The sequence below is a fragment of the Streptomyces sp. NPDC022552 genome (assembly GCF_055561875.1).
The window spans coordinates 97,675-117,606 of sequence record NZ_JBVHGJ010000013.1; the positions used below are offsets into that span (position 1 = coordinate 97,675).

Here is a 19,932-nt window from a genome sequence, read left to right on the forward strand (position 1 = left end):
CTGCTTTCCTGCTGGGGGTCCGGGAGTCGTTCCCCGGGAAGACACAGCATCAGTACTCCAGCCGCTCGCGCCGGCCGAGGCGCATCACGACCGCCGCGAAGAGCAGCGTGACGACGAGCAGCGCGACACCGATCGTGGTCGCGTAGGCGGCCTGACCGTCGCGGAAGGCCTTCTGGTACACGTACAGCGGCATCACGATGGTGGAGTAGTCCGGCCCGCCGCCGTTGGGGCCGACCGTCATGATCTGGACGACGGCGAAGGACTCGGCGCCGAGCGCCAGGATGCCCATGTAGATCCAGCCGGACTGCACGGTGTCCCAGAGCAGCGGCAGGGTGATCTTGAAGAAGGTCGTGAAGCGGTTCGCGCCGTCGAGCAGCGCCGCCTCGTAGAAGTCCTTGGGGATCGAGGCCATGCCCGCCGAGAAGAGGACCACGAAGAAGCCGACCGTGGACCAGACGAGGACGACCATCACACAGATGAGGGCCAGGTTCGGGTCACCCAGCCAGTCGGGCTGGATGCTGCCGAGTCCGACTCCCTTGAGGACCGAGTTGATGGCTCCGCTGTTGGGGTTGTACGCGAACTGGAAGAGGAGGGCCACGATCGCGATGGACAGCACCTGCGGGAAGAAGTACACGATCTTGTAGAAGGACGAGCCGCGCACACCGGCGACGGCCGCTCCCCGGCGGCGCCGACCGCCGACATTGAGCATGAACGCGAAGAACAGCGCCAGGCCGACGGTGACCAGCGGCAGTACGACCGCGAAGGTCAGGCTGTGCTGGAGCGATTTCCAGAACACCTCGTCGTCGAGCATGCGGCTGTAGTTGTCGAACCCGACCATCCGGAATTCGGGGCTGAGACCGCTCCAGTCCGTGAACGAGTAGTAGATGGACTGGATGAAGGGCCAGATGACGAACAACGCGTACATGGCCAGGGGGACCGCCAGGAACCCCACGATGAAACGGTACTTGCCGTGTTGCATTCCTACCGACCCCGATCTTCCCGCGGAGTAGCCGCTGGTGCCGTGCGTGGCGTGAGTGCCGTACGCAAGGAGCCGGGGCCCGCTCCCGGTCGGCGGGAAGGGGCCCCGGCACAGCTCACTGGTGCTTGTAGTGCTTGATGGAGGAGTCCTTGGCCGCCTCGTCGGCGAACTTCTGGATCTTCTTGATCGTCTCGGCCGGGGTCGCCCGGCCGGCCATCATCTCGCCGATGCCGGCGACACCGATCTTCTCCTTCTGCAGCGCCACGTACCAGTCCTGCAGACGCGGGTTGACGACATTCTGTCCGGCCTTGTCGAGGGCCGCGACACCGGACTTCAGACCCGGCGTCAGCTCGATTCCGTCGGTGCCGCCGTTGAACGCGGTCAGCGACTTCACGGACTTGGTGAAGTTCTTCGAGGAGGCCTCGCTGAGCATGATGCGCAGCTGCTCCATGCCGCCCTCGATGTTCTTCGCCTTGGCCGGGACGATGAAGGGCTCACCGCCGGAGGCCCAGATCGTGCCGAACGGCATTTTGTCGGAGGAGTCGATGCCGGTCGGGGCGGAGACGGCGAGGTTGAAGTCCGCCGGCATGGTCTTCGCCGCCTCGTTCTCCACCCACGAGCCGTTCGGGATGAAGAGCGCCTTGCCCTCGGTCCAGGCCGTCTGCGACTGGATGTGGTCGAGGCCCGGGGTGCCCTGGAGGATGTAGCCCTTCCGCTGGAGCTCGTAGTACGCCTCGAAACAGGCCTTGACGGCGGGGTGCTCCCAGGCCTTCGGCTCCAGGTTGTCGATCGCGTCGAGGACCTCGCGGCCACCGACCTTGCCGATCATCGGGTACAGCGAGAAGGGGACGTAGTACGGGTGCTTGCCGGCGTACGTCCAGCCCGCGATGCCCTTCTTCTTGGCCTTCTCGCAGACGGCCAGCATCTCGTCCCAGGTCTCGGGGTACTTCGCGTCGAGCGAGTCCAGCAGCTTCTGGGAGTACCAGACGCCGTAGATCGTGTAGGCGTAGTAGAGGATCCAGACCGGGGCGCCGTCGAACTGGCCCATCTCCACGATGCCCGGGCGCAGGGTGTCGCGGACCTTCTTGCTCGGGTCGTCGATCGAGGCGGCGTCGAGCAGCGCCGTGAGGTCGGCCAGCTGCTTCTGGCCGACGAGGACGCCCATGTCCATCTGCTCGGCGCCGGAGTTGTCGATGAGGTCCGGCGGGTTGCCGCCGTTGAACCGCGGCTGCAGCTCGGTGGTGATCTTCTGGGTGGCGGTGAACTTGACCTTGGCCTGAGGGTAGGTGCCCTCGTAGACCTTCACCGCGTCCTTGGCGTACTGCTGGCCGAAGCCTCCGTCGAAGAGGACGAAGTCGAGCGGGGCCGACCCGTTGACGCCGAGGGGGTTCTTCTCGGTCTTCGTGCCCTTCTCTACCTTGTCGCCGCCGTCGGTGGTGCCGCCGCTGGCGCAGGCGGAAAGGAAGCTCATCGTCGGCACCGAGATCAGACCGAGAGCGGCGGACCGCTTGATCAGATCGCGGCGGCCGAGGCCCTCGTCGTTGTGCGCGGAGGTGGATCCCATGCTCAAGTCCTCGCCTTCATTCAGGACTCAGGCGGTGTACCGGTCGCCCGTTATCTGCTCGCCACAGGCGAAGGGCCCCGCCACCGCGTTCGAATGCAGCTTGGGTCGTACACGTGCAGGCGTCGTGCCGTCGAGTGAGAGGTACGACGGTCCGGACGCCGACAGGTATAGTCCACTTCCCTTACCCTGAGCAAGATCGAAAGCAGGTTTGCGCGGCAGTCTTTCCCGAGTTGAGACCTCGCTGATTATGCAGGCGTATCTATGCCGTTTCATCCCCCGACTTGCCGTCAACACCCTTGACACCGCCTCTCACTTGACCCCCTACTGGAGCCTGCGTCTTTGATTTGACAACGTTGTCCAAATCCAGTGGCAGGAGCGGCGACACGGCATGGAGCCCAGAATTCGCACCCGATCACGGTCCCGGAACCCCCGCGTCAGAGCCGCCGCGCTGATCGCGTCGACGGCATTGGTACTGAGCTCGGCACCCTCGGTGGCACAGGCACTTCCCGGCCAAACCGACATATCCTCCGGGGAGTTCACCACCTCCTTCGAATCGGACGAAACTCAGCCCACTTGGCGTAACACGGTGGACGTCGGATCGGACGGCGCCCCGCGCGCGTCGGGGGTCGACGGCGGCTTCGCCACTGGAATACCGGGCAATGTCACCGACAGGGTGGTGGCGCTGCGCGCCAGCGGCGAGAACGCGGGCTCGGGAGAGACCAAGGAGAACCTGGTCGACCTCCAGCCCGCCACGAAATGGCTGGTCTTCGAGCCCACCGCCTGGATCGAGTTCGACCTGGACGAGCCGGTCAAGGTGGTCACGTACGCGCTGACGTCGGCGAACGACGCCGCCGAGCGCGACCCGCGCGACTGGACCCTGAAGGGCTCGGCGGACGGCAAGGAGTGGAAGGCCCTCGACAGCCGGGAGGGCCAGAACTTCGCCAAGCGCTTCGAGACGAAGACGTACGACACCGCCAACGACACGGCGTACGCCCACTACCGGCTCGAGTTCACGAAGAACGCCGGAGCGGGCCTCACCCAGCTGGCGGACGTTCAGTTCTCGAACGGGGACACCTCGACCCCCGTGCCCGAGGAGATGCGCAGCCATGTCGACCGCGGCCCCGGCGGCTCGCCGACCGCCAAGGCGAACGCCGGCTTCACCGGAACGCGGGCCCTGCGCTACGCCGGCACGCACAAGCCGGACGGCCGGGCGTACTCGTACAACAAGATCTTCGACGTGGACACCCCGATAGCCCGGGACACCGAGCTCTCGTACCGGATCTTCCCGTCCCTTCCCGAGACGGACCTCAACTACCCGGCCACGAACGTGTCGGTGGACCTGGCCTTCACCGACGGCACCTATCTGAGTGACCTCAGGGCCACCGACTCCCACGGCGGACTCCTCTCCCCCCAGGGTCAGGGCGCGGCCAAGCGGCTCTACGTCAACCAGTGGAACCAGGTGACCTCGCGGATCGGCGCGGTCGCGGCAGGCAGGACCGTCGACCGGATCCTGGTGGCGTACGACTCCCCCAAGGGCCCGGCGAAGTTCCAGGGCTGGATCGACGACATCGCGCTCAGGGCCAAGGCGCCGGAGAAGCGGCTCGACCGGCTCTCCGACTACGCCTCCACCACCCGGGGCACGAACTCCAGCGGCTCGTTCTCGCGCGGCAACACCTTCCCGGCGACCGCCGTCCCGCACGGCTTCAACTTCTGGACTCCGGTGACCAACGCGGCCTCCAAGAGCTGGCTGTACGAGTACGCGCGGGGCAACAACGCGGACAACCTGCCCACGGTGCAGGCGTTCGCCGCGAGCCATGAGCCGAGTCCCTGGATGGGCGACCGGCAGACCTTCCAGGTGATGCCGTCGGCGGCGGCCGGCACCCCGGAGACCGACCGGACCGGGCGGGCGCTCGCCTTCCGCCACGAGAAGGAGACGGCCCGGCCGCACTACTACGGCGTCACCTTCGACAACGGTCTGAAGGCCGAGATCACCCCGACCGACCACGCGGCGCTGATGCGCTTCACCTATCCGGGCGACGACGCGAGCGTCGTGCTCGACAACGTCACGGCGGAGGGCGGTCTGACCCTCGACCCGGCGAGCAGCTCCTTCACCGGCTTCTCGGACGTCAAGAGCGGTCTGTCGACGGGCGCCACGCGGATGTTCGTGTACGGCGTCTTCGACGCGCCGGTCACCTCCTCGGCGGCCGAGGGCGTCCGGGGCCTGCTCCGCTTCGACGCGGGCGCCGACCGCACGGTGAGCCTGCGGATCGCGACCTCGCTCATCTCCGTCGACCAGGCGAAGGCGAACCTCGCGGACGAGCTCCCGGCCGGCAGCGGCTTCGAGAACGTGAAGGAGCGGGCACAGGACGCCTGGGACGAGATCCTGGGCCGGGTCGAGGTCGAGGGCGCCACCCACGACCAGCTGGTGACCCTCTACTCCAGCCTCTACCGGCTCTACCTCTACCCGAACTCCGGATTCGAGAAGGTCGGTTCGAAGCACCGGTACGCCAGCCCCTTCTCCCCCATGACCGGCCCCGACACCCCGACGCATACCGGGGCAAAGGTCGTGGACGGGAAGGTGTACGTCAACAACGGCTTCTGGGACACCTACCGCACGACCTGGCCGGCCTACTCCTTCCTCACGCCGGACAAGGCGGGCGAGCTGGTCGACGGTTTCGTGCAGCAGTACAAGGACGGCGGCTGGATATCCCGCTGGTCCTCCCCCGGCTACGCCGACCTGATGACCGGCACCTCCTCGGACGTGGCGTTCGCCGACGCGTTCGTCAAGGGCGTGGACTTCGACGCGGAGGCGGCGTACGAGGCGGCGCTGAAGAACGCCACCGTCGTGGCGCCGAGCCGGGGCGTGGGCCGCAAGGGGATGGAGACCTCCCCCTTCCTCGGCTATGCGTCGACGGAGACCCACGAGGGTCTCTCCTGGTCCCTGGAGGGCTATCTCAACGACTACGGCATCGCGAAGATGGCGCAGGCGCTGCACAAGAAGACCGGCAAGAAGCGGTACCAGGAGGAGGCGACGTACTTTCTCTCCCGCGCGCAGAGCTACGTCTCCCTCTTCGACGCGAAGGCCGGCTTCTTCCAGGGCCGTGACCTGAAGGGCGACTGGCGGGTGCCCTCGGAGCAGTACGACCCGAGGATCTGGGGGTACGACTACACCGAGACCAACGGCTGGGGCTACGCCTTCACCGCGCCGCAGGACTCGCGGGGCCTGGCCCAGCTGTACGGGGGCCGGTCGAAGCTGGGCGAGAAGCTGGACAGCTACTTCTCCACGCCCGAGACCGCGAGCCCCGAGTTCGTCGGCTCGTACGGCAGCGTCATCCACGAGATGACCGAGGCCCGGGATGTCCGGATGGGCATGTACGGGCACTCCAACCAGGTCGCCCACCACGTCCCGTACATGTACAACGCGGCCGGGCAGCCCTGGAAGACGCAGGAGAAGGTCCGCGAGGTGCTCTCCCGGCTCTACACCGGCAGCGAGATCGGGCAGGGCTACCACGGCGACGAGGACAACGGTGAGCAGTCGGCCTGGTACCTCTTCTCCGCGCTGGGCTTCTACCCGCTGGTGATGGGCAGCGGGGAGTACGCGATCGGCTCGCCGCTCTTCACCAAGGCGACGGTCCGGATGGACAACGGCCGCAAGCTGGTCGTCGAGGCCCCGCGCAACAGCGCGAGGAACCTCTACGTCCAGGGGGTCAAGGTCGACGGCAAGCGCTGGAACTCCACCGCGCTGCCGCACGACCTGCTGGCCCGCGGCGGCACGCTCTCGTTCGAGATGGGGTCGAAGCCCTCGTCCTGGGGCACGGGCGCGCAGGCGGGTCCGGTCTCGATCACTCCGGTCGGCAAGGCTCCGTCGCCGCGTACGGACGCCACCACCGGCACCGGCCCGCTCGTCGACAACACCTCGGCCACGTCGGCGGCCGTGACCTCGGTCGCACTGCCGGTCGCGGAGAGGACGCGGGCGGTGCAGTACACGCTGACGTCGGCGGCGGCGGAATCGGCGCCGACCGGGTGGGTGTTGCAGGGCTCGAAGGAAGGACATAAGTGGATGGATCTGGACAAGAGGACCGGCGAGACCTTCACTTGGGACCGCCAGACCCGGGCCTTCACGATCCGGGCACCGGGCTCGTACACGACCTACCGTCTGGTGCTCGGCACAGAGGCCCAGTTGGCAGAAGTGGAGCTGCTCCGCTAACACCCGGCAAACAGGAGCTCCTTACCGAAACAGTTCTGTCACAAACGAATTGACCCGTGAAGATCCTGTGCGAGGATTCCTGGGAGTGAGTGGTCCGCCGCGCCCCTCTGGGCGCGGCGGACCCGTTTCCACCAAAAAACGGGAGTGAATACGTGGCCAATTCCTCTGGCCTGAACACCACGGGCATCCTGTCCCGTGTCACGGTCGCGGCGATCACCGCGGCCCTGGTCGCCACGACCACGTCGGCCGTCGCGGCCGACCAGCCGACGGCTGCCGAGCGCGCGCAGGCGGCGCCGTCCGCCTCCGCGTTCAACACGTCGGCCGCGGCCGACGCTCCGATCAACGCGCTGTACGGCGTCAACAGCAGCGGCGACATGTACGGCTACCCGCCGAACGGCGACGGTGGCCTGGACAGCCGGATCTACACCGGCTTCGGCTGGAACTACGCCAAGCACATGACGCAGGCCGACCAGGACGCGGACGGCAGCGCCGACGGCCTCTGGGCCGTCGGCAACGGCACGCTGTCCTACACGCCGTTCGGCGAGGACTCGTTCAACGTCGGCAGCGGCTGGGGCATCTACAACAAGGTCACCTCCGCGGGCAACCTCGCGGGCGCCGGCGCCGACGACCTGCTCGCGCGGGACACCTCGGGCAAGCTGTACCTGTACCTGGGCTACGGCAACGGCAAGCTGACCGCGCGCAAGCTGGTCGGCAGCGGCTGGGGCCAGTACAACCAGATCACCGGCAAGGGCGACCTGACCGGTGACGGCAAGGCCGACATCGTCGCGCGCGACGGCTCGGGCAACCTGTACCTGTACAAGGGCACGGGCAGCTCCACGGCCCCGTTCGCCGGGCGCGTCAAGATCGGCGGCGGCTGGAACCTGTTCAACAACCTCGTCTCGGTCGGCGACATCGACTTCGACGGCATCACGGACCTCATAGCCCGTGACAACGCCGGCGCGCTGTACCTGTACAAGGGCACCGGCAACGCCGCGGGCGCGTTCAAGCCGCGCGTGAAGATCGGCACCAGCGGCTGGAACACCTACCGCCTGCTGTTCTGATCGACCTGACGTTCTGACCGGCGTCCTCGACGTCCGACGAACAGACGAACGGGCCCCGCTCCTCTTCCGGGGAGCGGGGCCCGTTCGCCCTTTGCGGCGGACCTTTTCCACCACAGAGACTGGAGACTTACGTGGCCACCTCCACTGGCCTGAACACCACGGGCATCCTGTCCCGTGTCACGGTCGCGGCGATCACCGCGGCCCTGGTCGCCACCACCACGAGCGCGATGGCGGCCGACGCCCCGAAGGGCGCCGACAAGGCCGCCGCCGCGGCCACCAAGCCGGTGCAGGCGCCGAAGGCGGGCATCGCCTCCACGACGGCCGAGGCCGACTACCGCTGGCTGGGTGCCGTCACCGGCAACACCCTGTACTGGTACTCGCCGAACGGCACGGGCGGCTACGACGCCCGCCTGTGGCAGACCGACACGTGGGGCGACGTCAAGCACGCCCAGCAGGCCGACAACGACGGTGACGGCGTCGCCGACGACATCTGGGTGTGGACGACCGACGGCACCCTCGGCTACGCCGACGGTGACACGGCGGACGACGGCATCACCGTCGGCACGGGCTGGAACATCTACAACAAGGTTCTGGTCCCGGGCAACCTCGGTGGCGCGGCCGCTCCGGACCTGCTCGCCCGCGACACGTCCGGCAACCTGTACATCTACCTCGGTTACGGCACCGGCAAGCTGACCGGCCGCACCCTGGTCGGCGGCGGCTGGGGCCAGTACACCCAGATCACCGGTGCCGGCGACCTGAGCGGTGACGGCAAGGCCGACATCGTCGCGCGCGACGGCTCGGGCACGCTGTGGCTGTACAAGGGCACCGGCGACCAGAAGGCCCCGTTCTCCGCCCGTACCAAGGTCGGTACCGGCTGGAACATGTTCAACAACCTCACGGCCGTGAGCGACCTGGACTTCGACGGGCTCGGCGACATCGTCGCCCGCGACACGACCGGCAAGCTGTACCGCTACTCGGGCACCGGCAACGCCGCGGCCCCGTTCAAGGCCCGTGCCCTCATCGGCAACGCCGGCTGGAACACCTACCGCTTCATGTTCTGATCGACGCCCTCGGCGCCCGACGAACAGACGGACGGGCCCCGCTCCTCTTCCGAGGAGCGGGGCCCGCTTCGTTCTGTCACCCGATGCGTCAGCCGCGGATCAGGTTGCGCAGCACGTACTGCATGATGCCGCCGTTGCGGTAGTAGTCCGCCTCACCGGGGGTGTCGATGCGGACGACCGCGTCGAACTCGACACCGGTGTCGGTGGTGACCTTGACCGTGCGCGGCGTGGTGCCGTTGTTGAGCTCCTCGACGCCGGTGAAGGAGAAGGTCTCCTCGCCGGTCAGGCCGAGGGTCTCCGCCGAGGCGCCCTCCGGGAACTGGAGCGGCAGGACGCCCATGCCGATGAGGTTCGAGCGGTGGATGCGCTCGTACGACTCGGCGATGACGGCCTTGACGCCCAGCAGCGCGGTGCCCTTGGCGGCCCAGTCGCGGGACGAGCCGGAGCCGTACTCCTTGCCCGCCAGGATCGCGAGCGGGGTGCCCTGCTCGATGTAGTTGCGGGAGGCGTCGTAGATGAAGGAGACGGGGGCGCCTTCCTTCGTGAAGTCGCGGGTGTAGCCGCCCTCGGTGCCCGGCGCGATCTGGTTGCGCAGGCGGATGTTGGCGAACGTGCCGCGGATCATGACCTCGTGGTTGCCACGGCGCGAGCCGTAGGAGTTGAAGTCACGACGCTCCACACCGTGCTCGGTGAGGTACTTGCCGGCCGGGGTGTCGGCCTTGATGGCACCGGCCGGGGAGATGTGGTCGGTGGTGACCGAGTCGCCCAGCTTGGCCAGGACGCGCGCGCCGACGATGTCGGTGACCGGGGTGGTCTCCATCGTCATGCCCTCGAAGTACGGGGGCTTGCGGACGTAGGTGGACTCGGTGTCCCACTCGAAGGTGTTGCCGGTCGGGATCGGCAGCGCCTGCCACTGGGCGTCGCCCGCGAAGACGTCCTGGTAGGACTTGTTGAACATGTCCTCGCCGATGGCGTTGGCGACGACGTCGTTGACCTCGGCCTCCGACGGCCAGATGTCCGCCAGGTAGACCAGCTTGCCCTCGGTGTCGGTGCCGAGCGCGTCCTTGGTGATGTCCACCTTCATGGAACCCGCGAGGGCGTACGCGACGACCAGCGGCGGGGAGGCCAGGTAGTTCATCTTGACGTCGGGGTTGATACGGCCCTCGAAGTTCCGGTTGCCGGAGAGGACCGAAGTGACCGCGAGGTCGTGCTCGTTGACGGCCTTGGAGACCTCCTCCGGCAGCGGGCCGGAGTTGCCGATGCAGGTGGTGCAGCCGTAGCCGACGAGGTTGAAGCCGACCTTGTCGAGGTACGGGGTCAGGCCCGCCTTGTCGAAGTAGTCGGTGACGACCTTCGAGCCCGGGGCGAGGGTGGTCTTGACCCACGGCTTGCGGGTCAGGCCCTTCTCCACGGCCTTCTTCGCGACGAGCGCGGCGGCGACCATGACGTACGGGTTCGAGGTGTTGGTGCAGGAGGTGATCGCGGCGACGGTGACGGCGCCGTGGTCGATCTCGTACGTCGAGCCGTCGGGGGCCGTGACGGTGACCGGCTTCGACGGGGCACCGTTGGGGTGGTTCGCCGGGGCGTCGGAGGCCGGGAAGGACTCCTTGCCCGCCTCGTCGACCTCGTCCACGTAGTTGCGGACGTCCAGCGCGAACTGCTGGGCGGCGTTGGCCAGGACGATGCGGTCCTGCGGGCGCTTCGGGCCGGCGATGGAGGGGACGACCGTGGAGAGGTCGAGCTCCAGCTTCTCGGAGAAGTCGGGCTCGGCGGACGGGTCCAGCCAGAGGCCCTGCTCCTTGGCGTACGCCTCGACGAGCGCGACCTGCTGCTCGGAGCGGCCGGTGAGCTTGAGGTAGTTCAGGGTCTCGCCGTCGATCGGGAAGATCGCGGCGGTGGAGCCGAACTCGGGCGACATGTTGCCGATGGTGGCGCGGTTGGCGAGGGAGGTGGCGGCGACGCCCTCACCGTAGAACTCGACGAACTTGCCGACGACGCCGTGCTTGCGCAGCATCTCGGTGATCGTGAGGACGAGGTCCGTGGCGGTGGTGCCGGCCGGCAGCTCGCCGGTCAGCTTGAAGCCGACGACGCGCGGGATGAGCATGGAGACCGGCTGGCCGAGCATGGCGGCCTCGGCCTCGATGCCGCCGACGCCCCAGCCCAGCACACCGAGGCCGTTGACCATGGTGGTGTGCGAGTCGGTGCCGACGAGGGTGTCGGGGTACGCCTGGCCGTTGCGGACCATGACCGTACGGGCCAGGTGCTCGATGTTCACCTGGTGGACGATGCCGGTGCCCGGGGGGACGACCTTGAAGTCGTCGAAGGCGGTCTGGCCCCAGCGCAGGAACTGGTAGCGCTCCTTGTTGCGGCCGTACTCCAGCTCGACGTTCTGGCCGAAGGCGTCCTTCGTGCCGAACTTGTCGGCGATGACGGAGTGGTCGATGACCAGCTCGGCCGGGGAGAGCGGGTTGACCTTCGCCGGGTCGCCGCCGAGCTCCTTCACGGCCTCACGCATCGTGGCGAGGTCCACCACACACGGGACGCCGGTGAAGTCCTGCATGATCACGCGGGCCGGCGTGAACTGGATCTCCTGGCTCGGCTGGGCCTGCGAGTCCCAGCCGCCGAGGGCCCGGATGTGGTCGGCGGTGATGTTCGCGCCGTCCTCGGTGCGGAGCAGGTTCTCCAGGAGGACCTTCAGGCTGTAAGGGAGGCGCGCGGAGCCCTCGACCTTGTCCAGCTTGAAGATCTCGTACGACTCGTCGCCCACGCGCAGCGTGCTGCGGGCGTCGAAGCTGTTCGCCGACACGACAGTCTCCTTCATCAATGTGCGCGTATTACCGCCATGCTGCCGCCACGACTCCTCGCCGATCCGCTAAGGTAAGGCTTAGTTAGGTAACCCTTACCAGGTAGGCGGCTGCGGTGCGCCGTAAGCAGTTATCTCGATGTCGAGATAACTCTAGTGCATCCCCGCCGCTCGGTCATGCCCGGCATGCGTGTGACCGCCCACTCAATCGCGCGGGTGGCCGGTGAACGACGCCGGCCGGCCGATCCCCACCCGCGGACGATCGCCCGACCCGTCCGCCCGGCCGCTGCGGAACGTGCGGCGGTAGGCGTCCGGGGGGACGCCGAGCGTGCGGTTGAAGTGACGGCGCAGGGTCGTGGCCGTGCCCATGCCGGTGGCCGCCGCGATCGCGTCGACGCTGTCGCCGGTGGACTCCAGGAGCTCCTGGGCGCGCCGGATCCGCTGGGTCAGCAGCCACTGCAGCGGGGTCGTACCGGTCACCGACCGGAAGTGGCGGCCGAGGTGGCGCGAGCTCATGTTCGCCCGGCGGGCCAGGTCCTCCACCGTCAGCGGCTGGTCGAGCCGTTCGATCACCCAGGGGAACAGGCCGCCCAGCGGGTGGTCGTCCTGCGCCGGTACCGGGGCGGTGACGAACTGGGCCTGGCCGCCCGCCCGGTGCGGGGGCACGACCAGGCGGCGGGCGACCGTGTTGGCGACCGCCGAGCCGTGGTCGAGGCGGACCAGGTGGAGGCAGAGATCCATCGCGGCGGCCTTGCCCGCGGAGGTGAGGACGCTGCCGTTGTCGACGTAGAGCACGTCCGGGTCGACCTCCACCAGGGGGTGGCGGGCGGCCAGGACGTCGGTGTGCGCCCAGTGCGTCGTCGCGCGGCGGCCGTCGAGCAGGCCCGCGGCCGCCAGCACGAACGCGCCCGTGCACAGGGACGCCACCCGTGCTCCCGCCTCGTGCGCCGCGCGCACCGCGTCGACGAGGTCCGCGGGCGGTGGCACCTCCACGTCCGCCCAGCCCGGAACGACCACCGTGTCGGCGTACGGGAGCCGGTCGAGACCCGCGTCCGGCTCCAGCAGGAACCTTCCCACCCGGACCGGACCCGGCCCGCAGACGGCCAGGCGGTACAGGGGGTCACCGAACACCTCGTGGGCCACGGAGAGTTCGAAGTGCAGCATTCCGTCGGTGACGGCCAGCGCGACAGTTCCCATGTCCGGAATTGTACGAGGCATGTCGTTCCGGACACTCCCTCGGATCACGCCTCCGTTGCCAGACTCTCCGCATCGGAACATTCGACAGCGGACAACGGGGGAACCCATGGGATCAGGACAGATCGTCGCGGTGTTCGGCGCCTACGGGCACACCGGGCGCTTCGTGGTGGCGGAGTTGCTGGACCGGGGGTTCGTCCCGGTTCTCGCCGGGCGCGACGCCGGCAAGCTGCGCGAGTTCGCGGCGACGCGTCCCGGACTCGAGACCCGGCCCGCCACGGTCGACGACCCGGCCTCGCTCGACCGCGCGCTGGCCGGCGCCGCCGCCGTGATCAACTGCGCCGGGCCCTTCGCCACGACCGCCGCCCCGGTGATCGAGGCGGCGCTGCGCGCCGGGATCCCGTACGTGGACGTGGCGGCGGAGATCGAGGCCAATCTCGACACGTTCGCCCGGTTCGAGGAGCCCGCCCGCGCCGCGGGTACCGCCGTCGTCCCCGCGATGGCCTTCTTCGGCGGCCTCGGCGACCTGCTCGTCACCGCGGCGATGGGTGACTGGACGTCGGCCGACGAGGCGCACGTCGCGTACGGGCTGAGCAGCTGGCACCCCACCGCCGGGACCCGAACGGCGGGTGCCGTCTCCCGGCAGCGCAGGGACGGGCGGCATGTCCGCTTCCGCGACGGGCGCATCGAGTACCGCGACGACGCCCCGCCGGCCCTGAAGTGGACCTTCCCCGAGCCGCTGGGGGTCAGGTCCGTGATCGGCGACTTCACCATGGCCGACATCGTCACCGTCCCCAGCCACCTGACCGTGCCCCAGGTCCGTACGTACATGGCCGCCGAGGCGGCCAGGGACCTGGCGGCCTCGGACACCCCGGCGCCGGCCGCGGTCGACGAGCGCGGACGGTCCGCGCAGACCTTCCTCGTCGACGTCGTCGTGCGCTCCGGCGGCGTCGAGCGGCGCGCCGTGGCGAGCGGCCAGGACATCTACGCCGTCAGCGCGCCCCTCGCGGTGGAGGCGGTCGAGCGGGTCCTCACGGGGCGGACCAGGACGGTCGGGGTCGCCTCGGCGGGCGCGATGTTCGACGCGCCGGACTTCCTCCGCGCCCTTTCCGCCCACGTTTCGGTCGAATTGCCGTAGGCCGACGGGTGGGGACGGTCGGCGCGCCAGAGGCGGGTGGGGACGGTCAGCCGTGCCAGACGCCCGTCACCGCCGCCGTACGGACGTAGTCGGAGAAGTCGCGCGGTTCGCGGCCGAGGGCCCGCTGGACGCCGTCGGCGAGCCGGGCGAAACGTTCCTCGCCGATCCAGCCGTAGAGCATGTTCAGCAGGGCGATGTGCTCCTCCGACACCCCGCGGCGCGCCGCGTAGGCCGCGAACTCCTCCGGCGGGACGGCCCGGTGGGTGATGTCCCGGCCGGTGGCCCGGGCGATCTCGTCGGCCACGGCGTCGAAGGTGAGCAGCCGCGGCCCGGACAAGGGGTACGTCTGCCCGGCGTGACCGTCCTCGGTGAGGGCGGCCACGGCGACGTCGGCGATGTCCTCGGCGTCGACCCACGGCTCGGCGCCCGCTCCCGCCGACGTCACCACCTCGCCGTCGAGGATCTGCCCCCGGAAGAGCGGGTCCTCGCTGAAGTTCTGGGCGAACCAGGCCGGCTTCAGGATCGTCCACGCCGCACCGGACTCGCGCACCGCGCCCTCGCAGGGCAGCTTCTCCTCGCCCTCCGGCACGACCCAGTCGCTGTGGGAGAGCAGGACGAGGCGCTCGACCCCGCCGGCGGCGGCGAGCTTCGCGAAGGCGCGCATCGAGGTCCCGGCGTCCTCGCGCTGCGAGTCGACCAGGTAGACGGCGCCGGCGCCCGCGAGGGCGGGCTCCCAGGTGTTCTCGTCGGTCCAGTCGAAGCGGGTCGGCCCCTTGCGGGAGGCCGCGCGGACGTCGTGGCCGCGCCGGCGGAGGCGGGAGAGGACGCGGCGGCCGGTCTTGCCGGTGCCGCCGAGGACGAGGATCGGCCTGGTGGTCATGTGATGAGTCGTCATGAGAGACATCCAACGCCGTGGACGTGAGGCACGGAATGGCACGAGCGCTCACATCGATGTCTCAACGTCTCAGGGAGCCGCGTCCCCCGTCGAATCAGGGTCTAGCCTTGCCGCATGGACGCGTTGGGAAGTCTGCTGTACGAGGTGAGATCCGACGGCGCGCTGTTCAGCCGGAACATCCTGGCGCCGCCGTGGTCGATCCGCTTCGCCGACCGCACGCAGCTCACCCTGGTCACGATGTTGCGGGGCTCCGGCTGGCTTCTCCCGGGCGGCACCGAGCCGCCCGTGGCGCTCGGCCGAGGGGACGTGGCGGTCGTGGTCGGCTCGGAGCCGTTCTCCGTCACCGACGATCCCGGCGCCGGGACTCCGCCGCTCTACGTCCTGGAAGGCCCCGACCGGTGCACGACGGCCGACGGTGAAGAGGTCTGCGAGGACATCGTGCTGGGGCTGCGCACCTGCGGGAACACCCTGGACGGCCCGACGGTGCTGCTCACCGGCAGCTACCACGTGGGCGGCCGTGTCTCGGAGCGGCTGCTGAGCGCGCTCCCCCGGGTGGTCATGGTCCGCCCCGACGGCGGGCCCGGCCCGATCCTGGACCTCACCGTCGCGGAGATCGGCCGGGACGACCCGGGGCAGCAGGCCGTCCTGGACAGGCTCCTTGACCTGTTGCTGCTGTCCACGCTGCGCGAGTGGTTCGCCCGTCCGGAGGCCGATCCGCCCGGCTGGTACCGCGCGCTCGGCGACCCCGTCGCGGGCCGGGCGCTCCGGCTGATGCACGACCGTCCGGCGCGGCCGTGGACCGTTGCGGCGCTCGCCGAGGAGACGGGGGTGTCGCGGGCGACGCTCGCCCGCCGCTTCACCGATCTGGTCGGCGAACCGCCCATGGCCTATCTGACCGGCTGGCGGCTCGCCCTGGCGGCCGACCTGCTGGCGCGCACCGACGCGACGGTCGAGTCGATCGCCCGACAGGTCGGCTACCGCAGCGCCTTCGGACTGAGCGTCGCCTTCCACCGCGTGTACGGGACCCGCCCGAGCCACCACCGCGCGGCGACCGCGCCGGCCGCGGCCTGAGCAGCCCTGCCCCCGCTCCCCGTACGGGCGCGGAGCGATTGCCGGGGCCGTACGGCAGGGGGAGGATCGGATCATGTTCAGCGGCGCGCATGTGATTCTCTACACCCCGGACGCGGACGCCGACCGGGCGTTCCTGAAGGACGTGCTGGGCTTCGAGCACGTCGACGCGGGTCGCGGCTGGCTCATCTTCAAGCTCCCGCCGGCGGAGGTCGCCGTTCACCCCACGGAGGGTGCGCCGAAGCACGAGTTCTATCTGATGTGCGACGACATCACCCGTACGCTCACCACGCTGCGGGACCGCGGGGCCGAGACCTCGGAGCCCAGCGACCAGGGGTGGGGGCTGCTCGCCACCGTGCGGATGCCGAGCGGGTCCGAACTGCCCCTGTATGAACCACGCCATCCCACTGCTCACGGTTCGTCACCCTGACGGCTCACCCCCGCGCAAGACTCATCTCATATCTGAGATAACGTGACGCCCATGGCAGACGACTACCTCGTACGCATCGGCAAGCTCATCCGTGACGCCCGCCAGCACCGCGGCTGGACGCAGACGCAGCTCGCCGAAGCCCTGGCCACCAGCCAGAGCGCCGTGAACCGGATCGAACGTGGCAACCAGAACATCAGCCTTGAGATGATCGCACGCATCGGCGAAGCACTCGACAGCGAGATCGTGTCCCTGGGTTACGCCGGCCCCATGCACCTGCGGGTCGTCGGCCGCCGCCGGCTCTCCGGGTCCATCGACGTCAAGACGAGCAAGAACGCGTGCGTCGCGCTGCTCTGCGCCTCGCTCCTCAACAAGGGCCGCACGGTCCTGCGCCGCGTCGCGCGCATCGAGGAGGTCTTCCGGCTCCTGGAGGTCCTCAACTCCATCGGGGTGCGCACCCGTTGGATCAACGACGGGGTCGACCTGGAGATCGTGCCGCCGGCCGAGCTGGACATGGACTCGATCGACGCCGAGGCCGCGATCCGCACCCGCTCGATCATCATGTTCCTCGGCCCGCTGCTGCACCGCCTCGACCGCTTCAAGCTCCCGTACGCGGGCGGCTGCGACCTCGGTACGCGGACCATCGAGCCGCACATGATCGCGCTGCGCCGCTTCGGCCTGGACATCACGGCCACCGAGGGCCTCTACCACGCCCAGGTCGAATCCTCCGTGGTCCCGGACCGCCCGATCGTGCTGACCGAGCGCGGCGACACCGTGACGGAGAACGCGCTGCTGGCCGCGGCCCGCCACGACGGCGTGACCGTCATCCGCAACGCCTCCTCCAACTACATGGTCCAGGACCTCTGCTTCTTCCTGGAGGCGCTGGGCGTACGCGTCGAGGGCATCGGTACGACGACGCTGACCGTCCACGGTGTCCCGCAGATCGACGTGGACGTGGACTACTCCCCCTCCGAGGACCCGGTCGAGGCGATGAGCCTGCTGGCCGCGGCCGTCGTCACCGAGTCGGAGCTGACGATCCGCCGGGTCCCGATCGAGTTCATGGAGATCGAGCTCGCGGTCCTGGAGGAGATGGGCCTCGACCACGACCGCTCCCCGGAGTACGCCGCGGACAACGGCCGCACGCGCCTGGTCGACCTGACGGTCCGTCCCTCCAAGCTGGAGGCGCCGATCGACAAGATCCACCCGATGCCGTTCCCGGGCCTGAACATCGACAACGTCCCGTTCTTCGCGGCGATCGCGGCGACGGCGCAGGGCAAGACGCTGATCCACGACTGGGTCTACGACAACCGGGCGATCTACCTCACGGACCTCAACCGCCTGGGCGGCCGCCTCCAACTCCTCGACCCCCACCGCGTCCTGGTCGAGGGCCCCACCCGCTGGCGCGCGGCCGAGATGATGTGCCCCCCGGCCCTGCGCCCGGCGGTGGTGGTGCTCCTGGCGATGATGGCGGCGGAGGGCACGTCGGTCCTCCGGAACGTCTACGTCATCAACCGCGGCTACGAGGACCTGGCGGAACGCCTGAACTCGGTGGGCGCGCAGATCGAGATCTTCCGGGACATCTGAGGCCTGCGGAAGAACGGCCGCCACACCCCCTCCGGACTGCGTACACGCTGACTCGGAGGGGGTGCCTGTCCGCGGCCGTGGGACTTCTGCCGGGCGGCTACGGCCCGGAGCCGTCGGCCGGGAACAGCGTCTTCGCGCCGCATTTGGGGTCGTGCGATCCGACCTCGTTCCAGCCGCCCCCACGACACTCGTCCGGGTGGAACTCGGCGTAGAGGATCCGATGCGACCAGCGCCATCTGCGGGCTAGCCCGGGGTTGCGGGGTGGCTGCGGAGTTTCTTGCGGAGCGTGCGGGTTTCGGGGTGCTTCGGGCCCAGGGCCGCGTCCAGGATCGCGAAGCTGTCGTCGTACCACTGGCGGGCTCCGTCGGGGCCCTCCGTGAGGAGGGCCACGTCGCCGAGGCGTTCGCAGAGGAGGCTCAGGGCCCGTTGGGCCGACAGGTCCCTGGGGTCGTCGCCGAGCAGGGCGCGGCGGTTGGTCAGCGCCTCCTCGTAGTGGGCGCGGGCGGTCTCCAGGTCGCGGCGGAGCAGGGCCAGGTCGCCGAGGCGCTGGTGCTGGACGCCCAGGTCACGGCGGGTACGGGGGTCGTTGGGCGTCTCCAGGGCCAGGTTCCGGCGGACGGTCAGGGCGCCCGCGTACCATTCGGCCGCCTCGTCGTGCTCCCCGCGGTCCGCCGCCAGGAGCCCGAGCCGTTCCTGGATCACGCCCAGCTCACGCCGGTCGGCGCGGTGGCGCGGGTCCGCGTCCACCAGGCGCTCGGCGTACGACAGCGCCGCCGTGTAACGGTCGCGGGCCGTGTTCCCGGCCGCCGCGCCCGCGATCTCGCCGAGCTTGAACTCGCCGCTCCTCAGATTCCGCAGCGCCCCGAGGTCGTCGGGGTGGTCCCGGTGCAGTCGCGAGGCGACCGCCAGGGCCTCCTCGTACGCCTCCGCGGCCTGGTCGAGGCGGTCCTCGTCGACCCAGAAGTCGCCGTACTTGCCGAAGGACACGCTCAGATCCCGCCGCGTGGAGACGTCGGGGAACTGCTCGGCCAGGCGGATGGCGTTCGCCAGCATGCGTTCGTAGTGCCGCCGGGCCTCTCGGGGCTTCCCCCTCCGTACGGCCTCGTCACCAGCCCGCTCGGCCGAGGTACAGCTCTCGACGATGCCCTGCCGAACCCGGACCGCGTCCCATCTCGTCATCGAACCCCCACGTGCACGGCCCGGCCGTTCACGGCGGGAAACCAGCTGACCGGATCACTATCCCCGGCCCCGGCACCTCGGGAGACGTCGTGCGACGAAGCTTCCGCCAGAGTTCACCCAACGGTCGGCGAGCACGTCGCGTGCGGGTCCGGACGGTCGACCGCGGGGTCGCCCGCCCGGACCGGCTCGGCTACTTCAGGACGGCGAGGGCGGCCTCGTAGTCGGGCTCGGTCGCGATCTCGCCCACGAGCTCCGCGTGGAGCACCTCGTCGTTCTCGTCCAGGACGACCACGGCGCGGGCGGTCAGGCCGGCCAGCGGGCCGTCCGTGATCTCGACGCCGTAGTTGGTGTGGAACTCGCGGCCGCGCAGGGTCGAGAGCGTCTTCACGTTCTCCAGCCCCTCCGCACCGCAGAAGCGGGACTGCGCGAAGGGCAGGTCCGCGGAGATGCACAGCACGACGGTGTTCTCCAGGTCGGCCGCCTTCTCGTTGAACGTGCGGACGGAGGCGGCGCAGACGCCGGTGTCGACGCTCGGGAAGATGTTCAGCACCTTGCGCTGTCCGGCGAACTGCTCCAGCGAGCTGTCCGTCAGCTCCTTGGCGACGAGCGTGAAGGCCGGGGCGACAGTGCCGGGGGCGGGCAGCACGCCGTTGACCTGCACCGGGTTGCCCTTGAACGCGATCTGGGCCATGGGGTTTCTCCCTGGGTAGTGATACCGACAACGCGATCGATCGTACGTTGCGCGGCCACTCACCCGGGTTCCCCTCACCCG

General features: G+C 69.5%; 14 protein-coding genes. 7 read left to right on the forward strand and 7 right to left on the reverse strand.

Annotated features, from left to right (window positions below):
* Positions 1-49 precede the first annotated feature (49 nt).
* Positions 50-979: a carbohydrate ABC transporter permease gene (locus tag ACZ3OF_RS28320; protein WP_352186952.1), complete on the reverse strand. Its 930-nt coding sequence runs from the start codon at positions 977-979 to the stop codon at positions 50-52.
* A gap of 115 nt (positions 980-1,094) precedes the next feature.
* On the reverse strand, positions 1,095-2,543 hold the full coding sequence (ngcE, locus tag ACZ3OF_RS28325; protein WP_361674570.1) for an N-acetylglucosamine/diacetylchitobiose ABC transporter substrate-binding protein: 1,449 nt from the start codon (positions 2,541-2,543) through the stop codon (positions 1,095-1,097).
* A gap of 388 nt (positions 2,544-2,931) precedes the next feature.
* On the opposite strand from ngcE, the gene ACZ3OF_RS28330 reads away from it, so the two are divergent.
* The 3 genes from ACZ3OF_RS28330 to ACZ3OF_RS28340 all read left to right on the forward strand — a co-directional run bounded on the left by ACZ3OF_RS28330 (position 2,932) and on the right by ACZ3OF_RS28340 (position 8,872).
* Positions 2,932-6,750: a GH92 family glycosyl hydrolase gene (locus tag ACZ3OF_RS28330; protein WP_467307552.1), complete on the forward strand. Its 3,819-nt coding sequence runs from the start codon at positions 2,932-2,934 to the stop codon at positions 6,748-6,750.
* A gap of 152 nt (positions 6,751-6,902) precedes the next feature.
* Positions 6,903-7,811, forward strand: coding sequence for an FG-GAP repeat domain-containing protein (locus ACZ3OF_RS28335; RefSeq protein WP_467307554.1), 909 nt, complete (start codon positions 6,903-6,905; stop codon positions 7,809-7,811).
* 131 nt (positions 7,812-7,942) lie between these two features.
* On the forward strand, positions 7,943-8,872 hold the full coding sequence (locus tag ACZ3OF_RS28340; protein WP_361674576.1) for a VCBS repeat-containing protein: 930 nt from the start codon (positions 7,943-7,945) through the stop codon (positions 8,870-8,872).
* Positions 8,873-8,960: 88 nt separating this feature from the next.
* Here ACZ3OF_RS28340 and acnA read toward each other — a convergent pair whose 3' ends face one another.
* Both acnA and ACZ3OF_RS28350 read right to left on the reverse strand, forming a co-directional pair.
* Positions 8,961-11,678 (reverse strand): aconitate hydratase AcnA, encoded by a 2,718-nt coding sequence (gene acnA / locus ACZ3OF_RS28345; RefSeq protein ID WP_467307556.1) that lies wholly within the window; start codon positions 11,676-11,678, stop codon positions 8,961-8,963.
* A 201-nt stretch (positions 11,679-11,879) separates the two neighbouring features.
* Positions 11,880-12,872: a helix-turn-helix domain-containing protein gene (locus ACZ3OF_RS28350; protein WP_467307558.1), complete on the reverse strand. Its 993-nt coding sequence runs from the start codon at positions 12,870-12,872 to the stop codon at positions 11,880-11,882.
* 106 nt (positions 12,873-12,978) lie between these two features.
* On the opposite strand from ACZ3OF_RS28350, the gene ACZ3OF_RS28355 reads away from it, so the two are divergent.
* Complete coding sequence (locus ACZ3OF_RS28355) at positions 12,979-14,007, forward strand: saccharopine dehydrogenase family protein (protein ID WP_467307560.1); 1,029 nt, start codon at positions 12,979-12,981, stop codon at positions 14,005-14,007.
* Positions 14,008-14,053: 46 nt separating this feature from the next.
* On the opposite strand, the gene ACZ3OF_RS28360 is transcribed toward ACZ3OF_RS28355, so the two are convergent.
* Positions 14,054-14,902 carry an NAD(P)H-binding protein gene (locus ACZ3OF_RS28360; RefSeq protein ID WP_467307562.1) on the reverse strand — a complete coding sequence of 283 codons (849 nt, stop codon included), beginning with the start codon at positions 14,900-14,902 and terminating at the stop codon, positions 14,054-14,056.
* Between the two features lie 114 nt (positions 14,903-15,016).
* On the opposite strand from ACZ3OF_RS28360, the gene ACZ3OF_RS28365 reads away from it, so the two are divergent.
* The 3 genes from ACZ3OF_RS28365 to ACZ3OF_RS28375 all read left to right on the forward strand — a co-directional run bounded on the left by ACZ3OF_RS28365 (position 15,017) and on the right by ACZ3OF_RS28375 (position 17,981).
* On the forward strand, positions 15,017-15,973 hold the full coding sequence (locus tag ACZ3OF_RS28365) for an AraC family transcriptional regulator (RefSeq protein WP_361674586.1): 957 nt from the start codon (positions 15,017-15,019) through the stop codon (positions 15,971-15,973).
* A gap of 73 nt (positions 15,974-16,046) precedes the next feature.
* Complete coding sequence (locus tag ACZ3OF_RS28370) at positions 16,047-16,400, forward strand: VOC family protein (RefSeq protein ID WP_467307565.1); 354 nt, start codon at positions 16,047-16,049, stop codon at positions 16,398-16,400.
* Between the two features lie 51 nt (positions 16,401-16,451).
* Positions 16,452-17,981: a helix-turn-helix domain-containing protein gene (locus ACZ3OF_RS28375; protein ID WP_361674590.1), complete on the forward strand. Its 1,530-nt coding sequence runs from the start codon at positions 16,452-16,454 to the stop codon at positions 17,979-17,981.
* A gap of 243 nt (positions 17,982-18,224) precedes the next feature.
* Here ACZ3OF_RS28375 and ACZ3OF_RS28380 read toward each other — a convergent pair whose 3' ends face one another.
* Positions 18,225-19,160, reverse strand: coding sequence for a tetratricopeptide repeat protein (locus ACZ3OF_RS28380; RefSeq protein WP_361674592.1), 936 nt, complete (start codon positions 19,158-19,160; stop codon positions 18,225-18,227).
* Positions 19,161-19,350: 190 nt separating this feature from the next.
* On the reverse strand, positions 19,351-19,851 hold the full coding sequence (gene tpx, locus ACZ3OF_RS28385) for a thiol peroxidase (protein ID WP_361674594.1): 501 nt from the start codon (positions 19,849-19,851) through the stop codon (positions 19,351-19,353).
* Between the last annotated feature and the right edge of the window lie 81 nt (positions 19,852-19,932).

Bases quoted from the DNA above. Each gene is read 5' to 3' on its own strand.
- ACZ3OF_RS28375 (WP_361674590.1), top strand. From the start codon at position 16,452: ATGGCAGACGACTACCTCGTACGCATCGGCAAGCTCATCCGTGACGCC.
- ACZ3OF_RS28360 (WP_467307562.1), bottom strand. From the start codon at position 14,902: ATGACGACTCATCACATGACCACCAGGCCGATCCTCGTCCTCGGCGGC.
- ACZ3OF_RS28330 (WP_467307552.1), top strand. From the start codon at position 2,932: ATGGAGCCCAGAATTCGCACCCGATCACGGTCCCGGAACCCCCGCGTC.
- ACZ3OF_RS28370 (WP_467307565.1), top strand. From the start codon at position 16,047: ATGTTCAGCGGCGCGCATGTGATTCTCTACACCCCGGACGCGGACGCC.
- ACZ3OF_RS28320 (WP_352186952.1), bottom strand. From the start codon at position 979: ATGCAACACGGCAAGTACCGTTTCATCGTGGGGTTCCTGGCGGTCCCC.
- ACZ3OF_RS28355 (WP_467307560.1), top strand. From the start codon at position 12,979: ATGGGATCAGGACAGATCGTCGCGGTGTTCGGCGCCTACGGGCACACC.
- ACZ3OF_RS28365 (WP_361674586.1), top strand. From the start codon at position 15,017: ATGGACGCGTTGGGAAGTCTGCTGTACGAGGTGAGATCCGACGGCGCG.
- ACZ3OF_RS28350 (WP_467307558.1), bottom strand. From the start codon at position 12,872: ATGGGAACTGTCGCGCTGGCCGTCACCGACGGAATGCTGCACTTCGAA.
- tpx (WP_361674594.1), bottom strand. From the start codon at position 19,851: ATGGCCCAGATCGCGTTCAAGGGCAACCCGGTGCAGGTCAACGGCGTG.
- ngcE (WP_361674570.1), bottom strand. From the start codon at position 2,543: ATGGGATCCACCTCCGCGCACAACGACGAGGGCCTCGGCCGCCGCGAT.
- ACZ3OF_RS28380 (WP_361674592.1), bottom strand. From the start codon at position 19,160: ATGACGAGATGGGACGCGGTCCGGGTTCGGCAGGGCATCGTCGAGAGC.